Below are 18833 nucleotides of genomic sequence, written 5' to 3' on the forward strand. Positions count from 1 at the left end.
CTCGGCTTACAACGGCTTGACGGTGAACAAGCCGTCATCGTGGCCCTCTTCGGAGCCTCCGTAGACTTGTTCGGCCACAGTGCGGATCTTGCTGCCACGGGCCTCAAGAATCTGGTCCATCGCGCCGGCAAACCAGCCGGTGAACATGTAGTCCACTTTGCGCCCGACCTTGCCGTACACGTAGACAAATGCCGAATGTTCGAGCTTGACGCTGGCGGTGCCTTTATCCAGGTCGATGTCCTGGATTTTGAACAGGCCCCAGCCGCGTTGCGACAGGCGCTTCATGTAGTGTTCAAACACCGCGACGCCTTCCAGGCCGTGGCATTCAGCTTCTTTTTCACACCAGTGCCAAGCGGATTTGTAGCCTGCTTTGTAGAGGATTTCGGCGTAGGCGTCAGCGCCCAGGACTTCTTCGATGCCCATGTGGTTGTTGACGAAGAAATGGCGCGGCACGTACAGCATCGGCAGGGCGTCGGAGGTCCAGACACCGGTTTCGCTGTCGACTTCGATAGGCAATTGAGGGGCGATCTTGGCCATGGAAACTTAACTCCAGAAAATTCGTTTGGATGCCCTCGGCGCCGGATGGCCGAGGGTAAAGAAGTGTCAGCGGTGGCTTATTCGCCCCAGACGTCCTTGAGCACGTTGACCCAGTTCTCGCCCATGATCTTGCGCACCACGCGCTCGCTGTGGCCGCGCTTGAGCAGGGTTTCGGTGAGGTTGGGGAACTCGCCCACGGTGCGGATGCCCAGCGGGTTGATGATCTTGCCGAAGCTGGTCAGGCGGCGGGCGTAGCCCTTGTCATGGGTCAGCATTTCGAAGAAATCCTGGCCATGGCCCTGGGTGAAGTCGGTGCCGATGCCAATGGCGTCTTCGCCGACGATGTTCATGGTGTATTCGATGGCTTCGGCGTAGTCGTCGATGGTCGAATCGATGCCCTTGGCGAGGAACGGCGCGAACATGGTCACGCCGACAAAGCCGCCGTGGTCGGCGATGAACTTCAGCTCTGCATCGGACTTGTTGCGCGGGTGCTCTTTAAGACCGGAAGGCAAGCAGTGGGAGTAGCACACCGGCTTTTTCGATTCGAGGATGACTTCTTCGGAGGTTTTGGAGCCGACGTGGGACAGGTCGCACATGATGCCGACGCGGTTCATCTCGCCGACGATCTCGCGCCCGAAGCCCGACAGGCCGCCGTCACGCTCGTAGCAACCGGTGCCGACCAGGTTCTGGGTGTTGTAGCACATCTGCACCACACCAACGCCGAGCTGCTTGAAGATCTCGACGTAGCCGAGTTGGTCTTCAAACGCGTGGGCATTCTGGAAGCCGAAAATGATGCCGGTCTTGCCCAGTTCCTTGGCGCGACGGATGTCGGCGGTGGTTTTCACCGGGATCACCAGGTCACTGTTCTCGCGGATCAGGGTCTGGCTGGCGACGATGTTATTGATGGTGGCCTGAAACCCTTCCCACACCGACACGGTGCAGTTGGCGGCGGTGAGGCCACCTTTGCGCATGTCCTCGAACAGGTCGCGGTTCCACTTGGCAATAATCAGCCCGTCGATAACGATGCTGTCGGCGTGCAATTCGGCTGGGCTCATCAGGCGTCCCCTTATTGGCGATTCATGCGCCGAATCGTCTGCCGGCGCTTTGGGGCCAGCATATGCCCAGGGGCAACCTGAGCCGGGTGCAAAAACGACAGGGGAATTGCCGAAAGCGTCAATCCGCGACAAAGGCCTACATGACAGCTCTGACTGGCGACTGTTCTTTGTCTTACGCTTGAGCCAGAATTCCTGCATCACCTGATATGAGACGGCGCAATGAAATCGATTTTCCTGGCTTTGGCACTCATCGCAACCGGCGTCCACGCGGCTGAAGACACCGACAGCACGCCGTGCGATGGCATCGAAAACGACAAGCAAACCCTGGAATGCGCCACTTACAACAAAACCACCGCCGAACAATTGTTGAAAGACAACTATCAGGGCCTGCTGGAACGCATGGGTTCTACCTATGGCAGCGACAAGACCAAGCTCGCCGACATTACCGCTCGTCTGAAGGACGCCCAGCAGAAGTGGGAAAAACTACGTGACGCCGATTGCGCGGTGGACACCTTCCCGGCAGTGACCGGCACCAAAGCCTATGCGATTGCGCAAAATGACTGCCTGGCGCGGATGAGTGATGAGCGGTCGGAGTTTTTGGAGTCGATTGGGCAGGAATGAGTAGGTCTGAATCGTTAAAAACAATTGAAAAGGACGTCACATGTACTACCCACGCGAAGCGCAACGAGACTTCCTGTTCACGCGCGCCACGTTGCTGTTTTTCGCCATGCTGGCATTGGCGCTGATGCTGTTTTTGTCCAAAGACCGGGGCGCACCCTATGCGCTGATCAAAGCGGCGCCCGTAGAGACCATCGGGCAAATCATTCAACTTGAAAGCATCGGCCCACGGGACTCAAGCACCAATGTGTACTATGCGTTCGATCATGAAGGCCAGCGCGTAGAAGGCATGGTGAACAACAGCAGCTACGTCGAAGACCGTGGCTACAAGGTTGGCGGTCCGGTCGAGGTGGTGTATTCAAAATGGTTCCCGACGGTGCATAGCATCAAGGCGAACCTGAAATCGAGCTCACCTAACTTCTACATTATGAGCGTCAGCGCCGGCTTGATGATTGTGTGCCTTATCCTGATGTTCTGGACGATCCACCAGATTTATCAGCATAAAGAGGAAGACAGGCATTACTGATACCGGCTACCCAGTCCTCCTCTTCTCAATAGGCTATTGAATGACAATTTGCGGCATCGAAATCAAAGGCAGCGAAGCCATCATCGCTGTCGCCTCCCTGGACAACCAGGCGCTGAGCCACGTCGCCCTGGCTACCAAGAAAATCGCCCTTGAAGACGATGATGAAGCGGCCAACGTCAAAGCCTTTGCCGCCCAGGTGAAGGCCTTCGTGCAGGCCAACGCCGTCAATCGCATCGCGATCAAGAAACGCAGCAAAAAAGGCGAATTCGCCGGTGGCCCGACCACGTTCAAGATTGAAGGGGTGTTTCAACTGCTGGAGGGGGTTGAGGTGACGTTGCTGTCGCCGCAGACCATCAATGCGCAGAACAAGAAGCACACCTTTGAACTGCCGGCGACGTTGAACAAGTATCAGCATGAGGCCTTCAAGACCGCGTGCTCCGCCCTGCTGAAGAAATAAGCCACGCCGAAATCCACCGTGGGAGGGGGCTTGCTCCCGATGGTGGTGGATCAGCTTGCTCATGCACTGGCTGACATACCGCTATCGGGAGCAAGCCCCCTCCCACACTGGGTCTGGGGTGTCTTCAGTGGGGTGTATGGCGCTTGTGCCGCAGCCAGTCGCCGAACGTTTTGTCCTCCAGGGCATACCCACCCCGGCTCGACTTCCACACCAACTCCTTATCGCGTAACGCATCGATACAGGCCTGAATGGTCTGGGTGCCCGGCACCACGTCGCTGCCCATGTCCTCCAATGCCTTGCTGACCGCTATCAGTGTGCTGTCGGTAAACGGCGCAAAAGGTTCGTTGTTGTGTGAGCGCTCCACCATCACCTCCAACACCGCACGCTGCGGGATCGTCAGGGCGTTCCAAGCGCTTTCGAATTCGGTCCATACACCCGCGCGCAGCAGTTCGGCGCGACTGTGCAGCAGTTCGCCCAGATTGCTGGCCTCGCCCAACTCCAACGCCACTTCGCCGATGATCGTGCGCAGCATTTCGGGACGACGACCGACCAACTCGAAGGCTTCGTCGATATCCGCAGCACTGAATTGATTGTCTTGGGCCAAGTGCGCATTGAGGTGCACGGTGTAGGCCTGGGTGAACTCTTTGCCCAGCAACGGAAACGGCGTAATGCTGGAGCCGAAAAACGGTTGGCTTTTGCCCAGCACCAAATGGGCCAGTTTGTCGCGATTGGAGCCCGTGAACACGAGATGCAACCCGCTGCCCTCCTCGTCACGGCCCTGGTTGAGTTGGTCCCGGGCAGCTTTGAGCGCGAACATCGCGTTGATACCCGAATCGCTGGTCAATGCGTGCTGCGCTTCGTCTATCACCAGCACGACGGTTTTTTGCGCAACGCTGTGGAGCAACTCCAAGGCTTGGGTCAACGTGGCGCCGACCGGCAATTGCGGCTTGCTGAAATCCCAGGACAGGGTACGCAGAAAGCTGAGCTTCTCGATCCCGATATTCTTGGCCAGCTTACGAATGCCCTTTTCATAGGGAACCAGCGCAGCAGCTATGGCGCTGGCGATCAACTCGGCGGGGTCCTTTTCCTTGTCGGCCCACAAATCCACGTACACGGTCAGCCAGCCCCGAAGCTGACACTCCGGGATCAGGTCTTCGCGTAAAAAAGTACTCTTACCGGTGCGGCGCGGCGCTGCGAGAAACAGGCCGGAAGTGAAATCCTGAATACCGGCCCCCACAAGACCATCGGCAATGCTGCGCGCCAGGACTGGGCGGCGGAACACGAAACCGCTGTTCTTGGTCATGGTTTTATACTCAATTATGGAAATGACTATAAATTATAGCCACGAGTATAATTGACTATAATTGCCCGTCAAACCACCTCCCGTCGCCGATCCTCCCTCGGGCACTTCGCAAACCTAGCGCGATAGCTGCGCGTGAAATACGACGGCGACTCAAACCCACAGGCAATGCTGACTTCCAGCACGCTTAAATCGCTCTGGCGCAGCAGTTGCCGGGCCTTTTCCAGACGCAGGCCGAGGTAGAAGTTGCTGGGCGTGTCATTCAGATGCAGGCGAAACAGCCGCTCCAACTGGCGCCGAGTCACCTTGATCGCTTCGGCCAGGGCCAAGGTGCTCAAGGGCGGTTCGGTGTGTTGCTCCATTTCACCGATCACTTGCACCAATTTTTTGTTGTTGATGCCGTAGCGCGTGGCGATCTGCATGCGCTGGTGGTCTTTGCGCGGGCGGATACGGCCGAGTACAAACTGTTCGGAGACCTGGATCGCCAGCTCAGGGCCGTGGGCCTGGGCGATCAGGTCGAGCATCAAGTCGATGGACGCGGTGCCGCCGGCGCAGGTGATGCGGCGGCGGTCGATCTCGAACAGTTCCTGGGTGACGGTCAGGTTAGGATAGGACTCCTTGAACGCGTCGATGGCTTCCCAGTGCAGGGTCAGGCGATGGCCGTCAAGCAGGCCGGCTTCGGCGAGGACGCAGGCGCCGGTATCAATGGCGCCAAGGGTCACGCCGTCGTGGTCGAGGCGACGCAGCCAGTGTTCCAGGGCGGGGGTGGCGAACTGCAGCGGTTCAAAGCCGGCCACCACCAGCAAGGTCGCCCCTTTTTTCAGCGGTTCCAGCCCGGCGTCCGCGTTGACCGACATGCCATTGCTCGCCAACACCGCGCCGCCATCGGCACTCAGCACATGCCAGCGGTACAGCTCGCCACGAAAGCGGTTGGCCACCCGTAGCGGTTCCAGCGCGGAGATAAAACCAATGGCCGAAAACCCCGGCATCAGCAGAAAGTAGAAATCCTGGGACATGGTGGCGCTCTCGTCGGACGGGCAGCGTGGCACTGTGATACTCCCGTTCAGGGGCGGATTCAAGGGGGCAGGTCGCTGCAGTGCAAGAGGTGGTCGCCGCCGTGCGTTTTGCTGGCCCCTGGCTTGCGTAACTTGGCTGCACGGCGCACAAAGACGCCGGACCCCACAATAACGACCTGCCGAGGGATCCACCATGAATCGACTGATCAGCCGCTGCGTGCTTGCACTCAGCGCCAGCACCATTTTGAGCACCAATGTGATGGCAGCGGATGCCGCTTCATGCCAGAACGTGCGCATGGGCGTGGTGAACTGGACCGACGTCATCGCCACCAGCGCCATGACCCAAGTACTGCTCGACGGCCTCGGCTACAAGACCAAACAAACCAGCGCCTCCCAGCAAATCATCTTCGCCGGTATCCGCGACCAGCGCCTGGACTTGTTCCTGGGGTACTGGAACCCGCTGATGACCCAGACCATCACGCCATTTGTCGACGCCAAACAAGTCAAAGTCCTCGACAAACCAAGCCTGGAAGACGCCCGCGCCACCCTCGCCGTGCCGACTTACCTGGCGGACAAGGGCCTGAAAACCTTCGCCGATATCGCCAAATTCGAAAAAGAACTGGGTGGCAAGATCTACGGCATCGAGCCGGGCTCAGGGGCTAACACCCAGATCAAGGCGATGATCGCCAAGAATCAGTTCGGCCTGGGCAAATTCCAACTGGTGGAATCCAGCGAAGCCGGCATGCTCGCCGCCGTCGACCGCGCCGTTCGCCGCAAGGAAGCCGTGGTGTTTTTTGGCTGGGCGCCGCACCCGATGAACGTCAACGTGGCGATGACTTATCTCACCGGCAGCGACGACGCCCTGGGCCCGAACGAAGGCATGGCGACCGTCTGGACCGTCACTTCGCCGACCTACGCCGAGCAGTGCCCCAATGTGCACAAACTGCTGACCAACCTGACCTTCACCGCGGCCGACGAGAGCCGAATGATGCAGCCGTTGCTGGATCACAAGGACGCTATCGAGTCGGCCAAGCAGTGGCTCAAGGATCACCCTCAAGACCAGGCTCGCTGGCTGGAAGGCGTGACCACCTTCGATGGCAAACCGGCCGCCGCCAACCTGCAATTGACCGGCAAGTAACACCCTTTCAACCACTGCTTCGCAGCCAGACACGGCTGCGAACGGCATCACCACGCCTGTAAGGAACCGTCTCATGAATCACGACGTCATCATCACCTGCGCACTCACCGGTGCTGGCGACACGACCGCCAGAAGCCCACACGTGCCGGTCACCCCCAAACAAATCGCAGCCGCAGCGGTTGAAGCCGCCAAGGCCGGCGCCACCGTGGTGCACTGCCATGTGCGTGACCCCGAAACCGGCAAGTTCAGCCGCGACGTGGCGCTGTATCGCGAAGTGATGGAGCGCATCCGCGAGGCGGACATCGACATCATCGTCAACCTCACCGCCGGCATGGGCGGCGACCTGGAGATTGGCGGCGGCGAGAACCCGATGGAGTTCGGCCCCAATACCGACCTGGTCGGCCCGCTGACGCGCCTGGCCCATGTGGAAGAACTGCTGCCGGAAATCTGCACCCTGGACTGCGGCACCCTGAATTTTGGCGACGGCGACACGATTTACGTCTCCACCCCGGCGCAGCTGCGGGCGGGCGCCAAACGTATTCAAGAGCTGGGCGTTAAGCCTGAGCTGGAAATTTTCGACACCGGCCACCTGTGGTTCGCCAAGCAGATGATCAAGGAAGGCCTGCTCGACAACCCGCTGTTCCAACTGTGCCTGGGCATCCCATGGGGCGCGCCGGCCGACACCACCACCATGAAAGCCATGGTCGACAACCTGCCCGCCGACGCAGTGTGGGCGGGCTTCGGCATCGGCCGCATGCAAATGCCGATGGCGGCGCAAGCGGTGCTGCTGGGCGGCAATGTGCGGGTAGGCCTGGAAGACAATCTGTGGCTGGACAAGGGCGTGCTGGCGACCAATGGGCAGTTGGTGGAACGGGCCAGTGAGATCCTCAGCCGCTTGGGCGCGCGAGTCATGACCCCCGCAGAGGGCCGGGCAAAGATGGGCCTCACCAAACGCCGCTGATCAACATGTGGGAGGGGGCTTGCCCCCGATGGCGGAGGATCAGCACCAGCTGTATCGACTGACACACCGCTATCGGGGGCAAGCCCCTCCCACAGGGGATTACCAACCTCTTTAGGAATGTGCCATGAGCTTTATCACCGAAATCAAAACCTTCGCCGCGCTCGGCAGCGGTGTCATCGGCAGTGGCTGGGTATCCCGCGCCCTCGCCCACGGCCTTGATGTAATCGCCTGGGACCCGGCCCCCGGCGCCGAAGCCGCCCTGCGCAAACGCGTTGCCAACGCATGGGGAGCGCTTGAGAAAAAAGGCCTCGCACCCGGCGCATCCCAAGACCGCCTGCGCTTTGTCGCCACCATTGAAGAGTGCGTAAAAGACGCTGACTTCATCCAGGAAAGCGCCCCAGAACGCCTGGAGCTGAAGCTGGAATTGCACAGCAAGATCAGCGCAGCAGCCAAGCCCAATGCATTGATCGGCTCCAGCACCTCAGGCCTATTGCCGAGCGAGTTTTACGAGGGCTCGACCCACCCTGAGCGCTGCGTGGTCGGCCACCCGTTCAACCCGGTTTACCTGCTGCCATTGGTGGAAGTGGTCGGCGGCAAAAACACCGCGCCCGACGCTATTCAAGCCGCGATCAAGGTGTACGAATCCCTCGGCATGCGCCCGTTGCATGTGCGTAAGGAAGTACCGGGCTTCATTGCCGATCGCCTGCTCGAAGCGCTCTGGCGTGAAGCGTTGCACCTGGTGAATGACGGCGTGGCGACCACCGGCGAAATCGACGATGCCATCCGCTTTGGCGCAGGGTTGCGCTGGTCGTTCATGGGCACCTTCCTGACCTACACCCTGGCGGGCGGCGATGCGGGGATGCGGCATTTCATGGTGCAGTTTGGTCCGGCACTGCAGTTGCCGTGGACGTATCTGCCAGCGCCCGAGCTGACTGACAAACTGATTGATGATGTGGTGGATGGCACTAGCGATCAGTTGGGTACACACAGCATTTCGGCACTGGAACGCTATCGTGATGATTGCCTGTTGGCGGTGCTGGAAGCGGTAAAAACCACCAAAGCCAAGCACGGTATGACTTTCGCCGAATAACCCACGTGGGAGGGGCGGTGCGACGATTCGACTTGCCCCCGATAGCATTGGATCAGTCAAGAAATCTGGCAACTGACACACCGCTATCGGGGGCAAGCTCCTCCCACATTTTGACCGAGTACTGATCCGGGAGTTTTCCATGCCTGCACTGACGACCTACACCACAGCAATCCTCCCCGAGTGGGTCGACTACAACGGCCACCTGCGCGACGCGTTCTACCTGCTGATCTTCAGCTACGCGACCGACGCGCTGATGGACACGTTGGGCCTGGACAGCGAAAACCGCGACGCCAGCGGCCACTCGCTGTTCACCCTGGAACTGCACCTGAACTACCTGCATGAGGTGAAACTCGGCGCCGAGGTTGAGGTGCATACCCAACTGATCGCCCATGACGCCAAGCGGCTGCACCTCTATCACAGCCTGCATCTTGTGGGCGAAGAGCGGGCGCTGGCGGGTAACGAACAGATGCTCTTGCACGTCGATCTGGCCGGCCCGCATTCGGCGCCGTTTACCGAGGCGACGCTGGAAAAAATCATCACTGTCAGCGCTGCACAGGCTGACCTGCCCAAGCCTGCCCTGCTTGGCCGTGTCATCGGTTTGCCGGTCAGACAATAAGCAAAAAAAACCCCGATCCAATGTGGAGTGGATCGGGGCAGAGTGCCTTGTGTGAGCCGTACATCCCGAGGGTGACCAAACCGTCAAGCTGTGTGCCTGGGTTCAGTGTGCCGATAAGTGCGGTTGGCAAATGGCCCGAAAACGACACGCTCATAGCCATCTGAGGCATTCGCGCATTCTGCCCTTGCCGACCGCATGGGCGGCTACCAGAATCCCAGTCAGACCTCGCTCCCCTCACCAGGATAAACGTCATGATGCATGCGGATTTGATTGACCAGGATGACCTGCTGGGCCAACTGCGCTCACTGGGTTTCGACGTGTCCAGCGGCGCCACCGCTGAGCAGGCCTGCGAGTGCGCCGTGCGCGGTTTGAGCGAAGCACGGGCTAAAGCGCTCAAGGGCATGGTGGAACAGATGTACAGCGGCAGCGCGACGATCCTGCCGGCGGTGCGTCAGGCGATTGATAAGCAGCTGTTGCCGGCTTTGGTGCAGTTCAAGCAGAACTCTGGTGTCTGATAGAACGCTATCGAGAGCAAGTCGAATCGTCGCACCGCCCCTCCCACACTTGGAATCCATTCCCATGTGGGAGGGGGCTTGCTCCCGATGCAGTCAACTCGGTCTAAAGCCGCACGCTCGCAAAAGTCGACTCATTGCGCGCCTGACTCAACGCCGACATCGGCCCGGCCAACGGTGACAACACCAGCGCCTGCGGAATCGGCATCATCGCCACCTGCTGGGTGGTGTTGGAACCGACGCGCTCATCCCGTGGCGGAATGCCGAAGTATTCGCGGTAGCACTTGGAGAAGTGCGGCGTAGACACAAACCCGCACACCGAGGCCACTTCGATGATCGACATCGGCGTTTGCTTGAGCAACTGCCGTGCACGGATCAGGCGCAGTTTGAGGTAGTAGCGCGACGGCGAGCAGTGCAGGTATTTCTGGAACAGGCGCTCCAGCTGGCGCCGCGACACGGCGACGTACACCGCCAGTTCGTCCAGATCGATCGGCTCTTCCAGGTTGGCTTCCATCAACGCCACAATTTCCTGCAGCTTCGGCTGGTTGGTGCCCAGCATGTGCTTGAGCGGCACACGCTGGTGATCCTGTTCGTTGCGGATGCGCTCGTACACAAACATCTCGGAGATCGCTGCCGACAGTTCGCGGCCATGATCGCGGCTGATCAGGTGCAGCATCATGTCCAGCGGCGCGGTGCCGCCGGAGCTGGTGAAGCGATTGCGGTCGAGGGTGAACAGGCGTGTGCTCATGGCCACGCGCGGGAAGGCTTCCTGCATCGACGCCAGGCATTCCCAGTGCACGCTGCAATCAAACCCATCAAGCAGGCCGGCGCAAGCCAGGGCCCAACTGCCGGTGCAGACGGCGCCAAGACGGCGGGACTGGCGCGCCTGGCTTTGCAGCCACGACACGTGTTCACGGGTAACGGTGCGCTGAATACCCACGCCGCCGCACACGATGACGGTGTCCAGGGCCGGAGCTTTGTGCATGGAGGCATCGGGGGTGATTTGCAGACCGTCGCTGGCCCAGACTTGGTTGCCGTCGACACTCAGGGTTGTCCAGCGATACAACTCGCGACCGGACAATTGGTTGGCCATGCGCAGCGGTTCCACGGCTGACGCCAGGGAAATCAGCGTGAAATTGTCCAACAGCAAAAAGCCGATGGATTGAGGCGCACGGTTCTGGGGTTGGGCCCCTGAGTTGAACGACGTCATCGCGGTATCTCCTCACACTAAGCGGGTGTTGGCCTCAGGCGAGGCTCTTGTTATGGCGGTCGGCCTCAGGAAGGCGACGCTTTAAATAGATAGAGCAAATGCCATGCCTAAAATTGAATGGCTATTCAATAACTCCTGAAAACGACCTTATGACGTGTCTATATAAGCCCGCGCAGGAAGTGCGGGATACGGCCGAAAAGGGACGTAGGAGCAGCACTGCTAAGGGGTGTGAGCAGATCGGTAGCACTTGTGGGAAGGCGCTTTGCGGGCGTAGGAGAAGTCTGTCACCCCATGCACAGGTGACGGGTGGTCGGAGGGAAAATCGTTCGGGAGCTACTTATCTGTTTGCGACGCGCTAAAAGGTGGCGATTTTGGTTGGAGTGTTCACTTGTAGTGAGCGGGCTTGCTCCGCGCTGGGTGGTGAAGCCGCCCCAAAATCAGGCGACCGGGTTTTATCTGAAACTATGTGGTGCCTTTATTGATTGGGGCGGCTTCGCCACCCAGCGCGGGGCAAGCCCGCTCACCACAAAAGCCCGGCTCACCACAAAAGCCCTGTTCATCACTAAGGCCCTGTTCATCACAACAAGCTCATCAGCACTCCACTGCACTGACCGCCAACCCACCCCGCGATGTCTCTTTGTACTTGTCATGCATATCTGCCCCGGTATCGCGCATGGTGCGGATTACCCGGTCCAGGGAAATAAAGTGCTGACCGTCGCCACGCAAGGCCATTTGCGCCGCGTTGATCGCTTTTACCGCCGCAATCGCATTGCGCTCGATGCACGGCACTTGCACCAACCCACCCACGGGGTCGCAGGTCAGGCCGAGGTTGTGTTCCAGGCCAATTTCGGCGGCGTTGCACAGTTGCTCCGGCGTAGCGCCAAGAATCTCGGCCAGCCCGGCCGCGGCCATGGCACACGCAGAACCCACTTCCCCCTGGCAACCGACTTCGGCACCCGAGATCGAGGCGTTCTTCTTGCACAGAATCCCTACCGCCGCAGCACTGAGCAGGTAGTCGACCACGTTGGCTTCGGTGACTTCGTCGCTGAACTTCATGAAGTAGTGCAGCACCGCCGGAATAATCCCCGCCGCGCCATTGGTGGGCGCGGTGACCATGCGCCCACCCGCGGCGTTTTCTTCGTTGACCGCGAGGGCGAACAGGTTGACCCACTCCATAGCGCTCAACGTCGAGCCAATCACATTGGGCTTGTTCAACTCCTGCAGGCTGCGGTGCAACTTGGCCGCGCGGCGACGCACGTTAAGTCCGCCAGGCAGGATGCCTTCGTGCTTGAGGCCCTGCTCCACGCACGCCTGCATGGCGCGCCAAAGCTTCATCAGGCCGTTGCGGATTTCTTCTTCGGAGCGCCATACCTTTTCGTTGGCCAGCATCAACTCGGCAACGCGCAGGTTGTGGGTCTTGCACAACTGCAACAACTCCACCGCGCTGGAAAAGTCATAGGGCAATTCGGTGCGGTCCATATCCGCCACGCCGCTTCGGGCCTGGGCTTCATCCACCACGAAACCACCGCCCACTGAGTAGTAGGTGTCGCGGTGCAGCTCGCCATCATCACCAACTACCACCAAGGTCATGGCGTTGGGGTGGAACGGCAGGTTCTCATCGAGCAGGCGCATGTCCCGTGCCCATACAAACGGCACCGGCAAACGCCCGTCCAGCAGCAGTGTGTCGGTCTCGCGCAGGGTGTGGATGCGCAGGCCGATCTGCGACGGATCAATTGCATCCGGCCACTCGCCCATCAGGCCCATGATGGTTGCGGTGTCGCTGCCGTGGCCGATGCCGGTGGCCGACAACGAGCCGTACAGCTGAACTTCGACGCGCCGTACTTGTTCCAACAATTCACGTTCACGCAGTGCTTGGACGAACAACGCCGCGGCGCGCATGGGGCCGACGGTGTGAGAACTAGAAGGCCCGATGCCGATCTTGAACAGGTCGAAAACGCTGATAGCCATTAACGTGGAACTCCTCGATAAGCACGGGCCGGACTTGAACAAGCTGCTACGCTCAGATCGCCCAGATGGCGGCATCATCAAGGTTTTATCTGCCGTCACGGCGTCTCACACCGACGCACCCATGCTCACCAGCGTCGCTCGCGTGCGATCGCCTGTTTTGGCCGTTTTCAGCGGCGAAGATGGGCAAAAACTGCGGTTTTGCCTTGGGAAAAACCTGTAAGCGACGTCACCGACACTGGATGCGACCCTCCCTGTACTGGATACGACGCCCCCTGTAGGCGTCAGATTTTCACTGGTACATGATCAGTCTCGACTCGTTTGCAAGGCACCGTGGCAGAGCTGTTGTCGCACGCTCCAACCGCAACACTTATAAAGCGCGGCGAAGGCCGCCAGAAAAAACACAGGAGTCTACCCAGATGAAAGGTTCACCCTCGTTGTTGTTGGCCGCCATGCTGAGTCTTCCCGTCATGGCGCACGCTGCAGAACCGGAACAGTGCAAGACCGTCAACTTCTCCGATGTCGGCTGGACCGACATTACCGTCACTACCGCGACCACCAGCGAAATCCTCAAGGGCCTGGGCTACAAGCCGCGCACCACGATGATTTCGGTACCGGTGACTTACAAGTCCCTGGCCGACGGCAAGAATATGGATATTTTCCTCGGCAACTGGATGCCGACCATGGAAAACGACATCAAGCAGTACCGTGATGCCGGCACCGTGGAAACCGTGCGCGCCAACCTGGAGAACGCCAAGTACACCCTGGCGGTCCCCGAGGCGCTGTACAACAAAGGTCTGAAAGACTTCGCCGATATCGCCAAATTCAAGGATGAGTTGGGCGGCAAGATCTACGGCATCGAGCCGGGCAACGACGGCAACCGCACCATCCAGACGCTGATCGATAAAGACGCCTTCGGCCTGAAAACCGCCGGCTTCAAAGTGGTCGAATCCAGCGAAGCCGGAATGCTCTCGCAGGTGGAACGCGCCTCCAAGCGCGACCAGGCCATCGTGTTCCTCGGCTGGGAACCGCACCCGATGAACACCCGTTTCAAGATGAAGTACCTGACCGGGGGTGACGATTCGTTCGGCCCCAACTACGGCCAGGCCACCATCTACACCAACGTCCGCAAGGGCTATACCCAGGAATGCAGCAACGTTGGCCAACTGCTGAAAAACCTGTCGTTCACCTTGAACATGGAAAGCACCCTGATGGGTAACGTCCTTGACGACAAGATGAAGCCCGACGCCGCCGCCAAGGCCTGGCTGAAAAAGAACCCAGAAGTACTCGACACCTGGCTTGCAGGGGTCACCACCGTCGATGGCAAACCAGGTCTGGAGGCCGTCAAAGCGTATCTCGCCAAGTAATACTGCTGACCCCGGGGCGGTACGCTGCCCCGGGATGTATTCCCTCTTCGCATGTGGACATTCACTACCATGCTGACTGAACAGAAAATCCCACTAGGCCAGTACATCGCTGCCTTCGTCGATTGGTTGACCCAACACGGTGCCAACTACTTCGACGCAATCGCATCGACACTGGAAACGATGATCCACGGCGTGACGTTTGCGCTGACCTGGTTCAATCCGCTGGCATTGATCGGTCTGATTGCGCTGCTGGCTCACTTTATTCAACGTAAATGGGGACTGACGGTTTTTGTCATCGCCTCCTTCCTGCTGATCCTCAACCTGGGGTACTGGCAGGAAACCATGGAGACCCTGGCGCAGGTGCTGTTCGCCACCCTGGTCTGCGTGGTCATCGGTGTGCCGCTGGGCATTGTTGCCGCGCACAAACCGATGTTCTACACCATGATGCGGCCGGTGCTCGATCTGATGCAGACCGTACCGACCTTCGTCTACCTCATCCCTACCCTGACCCTCTTCGGGCTGGGTGTGGTGCCTGGGTTGATCTCCACGGTGGTATTCGCCATTGCCGCGCCGATCCGCCTGACCTACCTGGGTATCCGCGATGTACCGCAAGAGTTGATGGACGCCGGCAAAGCCTTTGGCTGCTCGCGCCGTCAGTTGCTCTCGCGCATTGAACTGCCCCACGCCATGCCGAGCATTGCCGCCGGCATTACCCAATGCATCATGCTGTCGCTGTCGATGGTGGTGATCGCCGCGCTGGTAGGCGCCGATGGCCTCGGCAAGCCAGTGGTCAACGCGCTGAACACCGCCGACATCGCCCTGGGCTTTGAAGCGGGCCTGGCAATCGTGTTGCTGGCCATCATGCTCGACCGCATCTGCAAACAACCCGACGCCAAAGTAGGGGGTGATGCATGAGCATTATCCGATTCGACAATGTCGACGTGATCTTCTCCAAAGACCCACGCGAAGCACTCAAGCTGCTCGACCAGGGCATGCATCGCAACGAGATTCTGAAAAAGACCGGGCAGATTGTCGGCGTTGAAAAAGCCAGCCTGGATATCGAGAAAGGTGAAATCTGTGTGCTGATGGGCCTGTCGGGCTCCGGCAAATCGAGCTTGCTGCGTTGCATCAACGGCCTTAACACCGTGAGCCGTGGCCAGCTGTTTGTGGAGCATGAAGGTCGCCAGATCGACATCGCTTCCTGCACCCCTGCCGAGCTGAAAATGATGCGCACCAAGCGCATCGCCATGGTGTTCCAGAAGTTTGCCCTGATGCCTTGGCTGACAGTGCGTGAAAACATCAGTTTCGGCCTGGAAATGCAGGGCCGTCCGGAGAAAGAACGGCGCAAGCTGGTGGACGAGAAACTTGAGCTGGTGGGCCTGACCCAGTGGCGCAACAAGAAGCCGGACGAACTCTCCGGCGGTATGCAGCAGCGTGTTGGCCTGGCCCGTGCGTTGGCGATGGACGCCGATATTCTGCTGATGGACGAACCCTTCTCCGCCCTCGACCCGCTGATCCGCCAGGGCTTGCAGGACGAGTTGCTGGAACTGCAACGCAAGCTGAGCAAGACCATCGTGTTCGTGAGTCACGACCTCGACGAGGCGCTCAAGTTGGGCAGCCGCATCGCGATCATGAAAGACGGCAAGATCATTCAGTACAGCGTGCCGGAAGAGATCGTACTCAACCCCGCGGACGACTATGTGCGTACCTTCGTCGCCCACACCAACCCGCTGAACGTGCTGTGCGGCCGCAGCCTGATGCGCACGCTGGACAACTGCACGCGAGTGAACGGCTCGGTGTGCCTCGATCCGGGCGGCGACTCGTGGCTGGACCTGGCCGAGGGCAATACTATCCAGGGCGCCCGTCAGAATGGCGTGGTGATGAACCTGCAGAACTGGGCACCGGGGCAAGCAGTAGAAGGCCTGGGCCGAGTACCGACGCTGGTGGATTCGAATATCGGCATGCGTGATGCGCTGCAGATTCGTTACCAGACAGGGAACAAGCTGGTGTTGCATGACAACAACCAGGTGGTGGGGATCCTGGGTGACAGTGAGCTCTACCACGCCCTGCTGGGCAAAAACCTGGGCTAGCAAACACCGCAAACGCCATTGGAGAAACTGGGTCAAACATGTGGGAGGGGGCTTGCCCCCGATAGCGGTGGATCAGTAACAGATGAACTGACTGACACACTGCAATCGGGGGCAAGCCCCCTCCCACATTTTTTTGCCCCGTGGTGTCAGTGACAACACCACCGGGCTTTCAAAGCATCAGCTATAGACACGGCCAAGGAGCTGCCGATGGCTTTCAAACTGATCGAGCACGTCCCGGGTGATCTGTTCCTGGGCGAAGCCCATCAGGTCGTATTCCTGAGGCCCGTTGTGCAGGTACACCTCGGCACGGTAATAGCGGGTGCGTTCTTCTTCAGGCAGGTCGCTCGGCGCCGACGAGTAAGCATCCAGGCTCACTTCATAAACGAACGGGTTGCCCTCTTCCATCTCGATCCGCACACCGATGCAACGCTTGGACTTGCCCAACAGCGTCTGCACTTCCAACCCTTGCTCACGCAACGCGACCGCCGCCTCTTCCAGCGCTGGCGTGACGTGCTTGTCCATGAAGCGCTGCACAGTGCCCTGGCTCGGTTGCAGGTCGAGTGCCGTCAAACGCTCGCTGAAACCACGACGCCCGCGTTCAGCCAGTTGCGCCTGCTCCTGTTCGATCGCCGCGTCCTGGCGCATGGCCTTGTGCAGACCAAACATGAAGAAAATCAGCACCACCGAGAACGGCAGCCCCGCCAACACCACCATGGTTTGCATGGCTTCGAAGTTGCCGGCAAACAGCAAACCGATGGTCACCAGAGTGATCACCACCGACCAGAAGATCCGCAGCCAGTGCGGCGCATCTTCATCCACGTTGCCGCCTTTGCAGGAAAGGTTGGCCATCATCACCGCGCCGGAATCCGCCGGGGTCAGGAACAGCACAAAGCCTACGAAGATCGACACACCAATGACGATTTTCGACGCTGGGTAGTGCTCCAGCAGTTGGTAGATGGCCATGGACGGTTGTTCCAGCGCCGTCTTGCCCAACTCCACCGCCCCTTGGTTCAGCACCAGGTCCAGCGCCGAGTTACCAAAGATCGACAGCCACGCCAGGGTAAAGCCCAGCGGGATCAGCAGCACGCCGGCCACCAGTTCACGCACCGTGCGACCACGGGAAATACGCGCGATGAACATACCTACAAATGGCGCCCAGGAAATCCACCAGGCCCAGTAGAACAGCGTCCACAGGCCCATCCAGCGCTCGGTTTTTTCACCGTCGCCTTCATACACATACAGGTCAAACGTCTTCAGCACGATGCCGTTGAGGTAATCACCGGTGTTCTGCACCAGGCCATTGAGCAGGTGCAGGGTCGGGCCGAACAGCAGCACGAAGATCAGCAAACCGCTGAACAGCACGATGTTGAGGTTGGACAGGCGACGAATGCCATTCTCCACACCCGACACGGCAGCGATGGTGGCGACGGTGCTCATCACGATGATCACGATGAGCAGGTTGGTGTTGCTGTGTTCCATGCCGAACAAGTTTTCCAACCCGGACGACACCTGCAACGAACCGATCCCCAGGTTGGTTACCAGGCCCAGCAGGGTCACGAACATGCCGAAACCGTCCACCGCGTGGCCCGCCGCGCCTTTGACCCAACGCTCGCCCATCAGCGGGTACAACGCCGAACGCAACGCCAGCGGCTGGTTATGGCGGTACGCAAAGTACGCCACGGCCAGGCCGACCAAGGCGTAGATCGCCCAGCCATGCAAGCCCCAATGCAGGAAGGTCAGTTGCAACGCCTGGCGAGCGGCGCCATTGCTGGCGGCCGCGCCTTCAGGCGGGTTGAAGTAGTGATCCAACGGCTCCGAGGCGCCGAAGTACAGCAGCGAGATGCCGATGCCCGACGAGAACAACATGCCGGCCCAGGCGCCGTAGCTGAAATCCGGGGTGTCGTCCTTGCTGCCCAGTTTCAACTTGCCGTAGGACGAAAACGCCAGGCCGACTACGAATACGAGATAGGCGGCGATGACCACCATGTAGTACCAGCCGAAGCTTTTGGAAAGCCACGCCTGGGCTACGCCGAGCATGCGCCCGGCCTCCTGCGGGGCGATGATCAGAATGGCAGTCAACAACAGAATCAGCGCGGTGGAGGTGTAGAACACCCAACCGTTGACCCGCACCTTTTCCGGCGGGGTCTTTATAAGAGAGGCAGAACTCATGGCGCAGATGCTCCGGGCAGTGCGAGAGAGAAACACAAGGCAACGGTTATCCCAGGCCATCGATTTTTCGGCAGTCGACGGACGGGTGTTATAAAGACACCCCGAAAATTCTTGCGCCCCGTCGATGCGGTGCCAGGCGCTTATGCGGCCTGTTTCAAGGGTTTCCCAGGTGTCAGATGTCGCCGCCCTCACGTAGGAAATACCTG

General features: G+C 59.6%; 19 protein-coding genes. 12 read left to right on the forward strand and 7 right to left on the reverse strand.

Translation table 11 applies throughout. From position 1 onward, the window contains the following. Window positions 1–6 precede the first annotated feature (6 nt). Entirely contained in the window at window positions 7–537 is a 531-nt protein-coding gene (locus G9Q84_RS04195) for a DUF5943 domain-containing protein (RefSeq protein ID WP_005792152.1), read from the reverse strand. A 77-nt stretch (window positions 538–614) separates the two neighbouring features. Further along, the gene (locus tag G9Q84_RS04200) at window positions 615–1592 is read right to left on the reverse strand and encodes a dipeptidase (RefSeq protein WP_032884008.1); all 978 of its coding nucleotides are present in this window, start codon (window positions 1590–1592) and stop codon (window positions 615–617) included. A gap of 219 nt (window positions 1593–1811) precedes the next feature. On the opposite strand from G9Q84_RS04200, the gene G9Q84_RS04205 reads away from it, so the two are divergent. The 3 genes from G9Q84_RS04205 to G9Q84_RS04215 are packed head-to-tail and all read left to right on the forward strand — an operon-like array spanning window position 1812 to window position 3193. Then, on the forward strand, window positions 1812–2213 hold the full coding sequence (locus tag G9Q84_RS04205; RefSeq protein ID WP_032884009.1) for a lysozyme inhibitor LprI family protein: 402 nt from the start codon (window positions 1812–1814) through the stop codon (window positions 2211–2213). A gap of 40 nt (window positions 2214–2253) precedes the next feature. Continuing rightward, window positions 2254–2736 (forward strand): hypothetical protein, encoded by a 483-nt coding sequence (locus G9Q84_RS04210; protein WP_122754262.1) that lies wholly within the window; start codon window positions 2254–2256, stop codon window positions 2734–2736. Between the two features lie 40 nt (window positions 2737–2776). Then, window positions 2777–3193 (forward strand): DUF3010 family protein, encoded by a 417-nt coding sequence (locus G9Q84_RS04215; protein WP_181642938.1) that lies wholly within the window; start codon window positions 2777–2779, stop codon window positions 3191–3193. 124 nt (window positions 3194–3317) lie between these two features. Here the strand turns inward: G9Q84_RS04215 and G9Q84_RS04220 are convergent, their stop codons facing one another. Next, window positions 3318–4496, reverse strand: coding sequence for an AAA family ATPase (locus G9Q84_RS04220; RefSeq protein WP_181642939.1), 1179 nt, complete (start codon window positions 4494–4496; stop codon window positions 3318–3320). Between the two features lie 68 nt (window positions 4497–4564). Then, window positions 4565–5509 carry a GlxA family transcriptional regulator gene (locus G9Q84_RS04225; RefSeq protein ID WP_181642940.1) on the reverse strand — a complete coding sequence of 315 codons (945 nt, stop codon included), beginning with the start codon at window positions 5507–5509 and terminating at the stop codon, window positions 4565–4567. A 193-nt stretch (window positions 5510–5702) separates the two neighbouring features. Between G9Q84_RS04225 and G9Q84_RS04230 the strand changes: the two genes are divergently transcribed. The 5 genes from G9Q84_RS04230 (at window position 5703) to G9Q84_RS04250 (ending at window position 9829) form a co-directional block, all read left to right on the forward strand. Next, a complete protein-coding gene (locus G9Q84_RS04230; protein WP_181642941.1) occupies window positions 5703–6647 on the forward strand; it encodes a choline ABC transporter substrate-binding protein in 945 nt (314 codons plus the stop codon). Between the two features lie 73 nt (window positions 6648–6720). Continuing rightward, the gene (gene cdhC / locus G9Q84_RS04235; RefSeq protein ID WP_122682001.1) at window positions 6721–7608 is read left to right on the forward strand and encodes a 3-dehydrocarnitine:acetyl-CoA trimethylamine transferase CdhC; all 888 of its coding nucleotides are present in this window, start codon (window positions 6721–6723) and stop codon (window positions 7606–7608) included. Between the two features lie 124 nt (window positions 7609–7732). Continuing rightward, window positions 7733–8698 (forward strand): L-carnitine dehydrogenase, encoded by a 966-nt coding sequence (locus G9Q84_RS04240; protein ID WP_181642942.1) that lies wholly within the window; start codon window positions 7733–7735, stop codon window positions 8696–8698. A 139-nt stretch (window positions 8699–8837) separates the two neighbouring features. After that, the gene (locus G9Q84_RS04245; RefSeq protein WP_181642943.1) at window positions 8838–9314 is read left to right on the forward strand and encodes a thioesterase family protein; all 477 of its coding nucleotides are present in this window, start codon (window positions 8838–8840) and stop codon (window positions 9312–9314) included. Window positions 9315–9565: 251 nt separating this feature from the next. Beyond that, entirely contained in the window at window positions 9566–9829 is a 264-nt protein-coding gene (locus G9Q84_RS04250) for a hypothetical protein (protein ID WP_032884020.1), read from the forward strand. Window positions 9830–9932: 103 nt separating this feature from the next. On the opposite strand, the gene gbdR is transcribed toward G9Q84_RS04250, so the two are convergent. Both gbdR and G9Q84_RS04260 read right to left on the reverse strand, forming a co-directional pair. Further along, window positions 9933–11036 (reverse strand): choline metabolism transcriptional regulator GbdR, encoded by a 1104-nt coding sequence (gene gbdR, locus G9Q84_RS04255; RefSeq protein ID WP_032884022.1) that lies wholly within the window; start codon window positions 11034–11036, stop codon window positions 9933–9935. A 591-nt stretch (window positions 11037–11627) separates the two neighbouring features. After that, entirely contained in the window at window positions 11628–13004 is a 1377-nt protein-coding gene (locus tag G9Q84_RS04260) for an L-serine ammonia-lyase (RefSeq protein WP_181642944.1), read from the reverse strand. A 34-nt stretch (window positions 13005–13038) separates the two neighbouring features. On the opposite strand from G9Q84_RS04260, the gene G9Q84_RS04265 reads away from it, so the two are divergent. The 4 genes from G9Q84_RS04265 to choV all read left to right on the forward strand — a co-directional run bounded on the left by G9Q84_RS04265 (window position 13039) and on the right by choV (window position 16458). Next, entirely contained in the window at window positions 13039–13224 is a 186-nt protein-coding gene (locus G9Q84_RS04265) for a hypothetical protein (protein ID WP_181642945.1), read from the forward strand. Window positions 13225–13420: 196 nt separating this feature from the next. Then, the gene (locus tag G9Q84_RS04270) at window positions 13421–14368 is read left to right on the forward strand and encodes a choline ABC transporter substrate-binding protein (RefSeq protein WP_032884025.1); all 948 of its coding nucleotides are present in this window, start codon (window positions 13421–13423) and stop codon (window positions 14366–14368) included. Between the two features lie 69 nt (window positions 14369–14437). Beyond that, a complete protein-coding gene (gene choW, locus G9Q84_RS04275) occupies window positions 14438–15283 on the forward strand; it encodes a choline ABC transporter permease subunit (RefSeq protein WP_003194913.1) in 846 nt (281 codons plus the stop codon). Continuing rightward, on the forward strand, window positions 15280–16458 hold the full coding sequence (choV, locus tag G9Q84_RS04280) for a choline ABC transporter ATP-binding protein (protein WP_032884027.1): 1179 nt from the start codon (window positions 15280–15282) through the stop codon (window positions 16456–16458). The genes choW and choV overlap by 4 nt, the downstream gene beginning before the upstream one ends. Window positions 16459–16635: 177 nt before the next feature. On the opposite strand, the gene G9Q84_RS04285 is transcribed toward choV, so the two are convergent. After that, window positions 16636–18570 carry a BCCT family transporter gene (locus G9Q84_RS04285; RefSeq protein ID WP_233897097.1) on the reverse strand — a complete coding sequence of 645 codons (1935 nt, stop codon included), beginning with the start codon at window positions 18568–18570 and terminating at the stop codon, window positions 16636–16638. Window positions 18571–18833: the final 263 nt, after the last annotated feature.

It is taken from the genome of Pseudomonas sivasensis, from assembly GCF_013778505.1.
GTDB lineage: Bacteria > Pseudomonadota > Gammaproteobacteria > Pseudomonadales > Pseudomonadaceae > Aquipseudomonas > Aquipseudomonas sivasensis.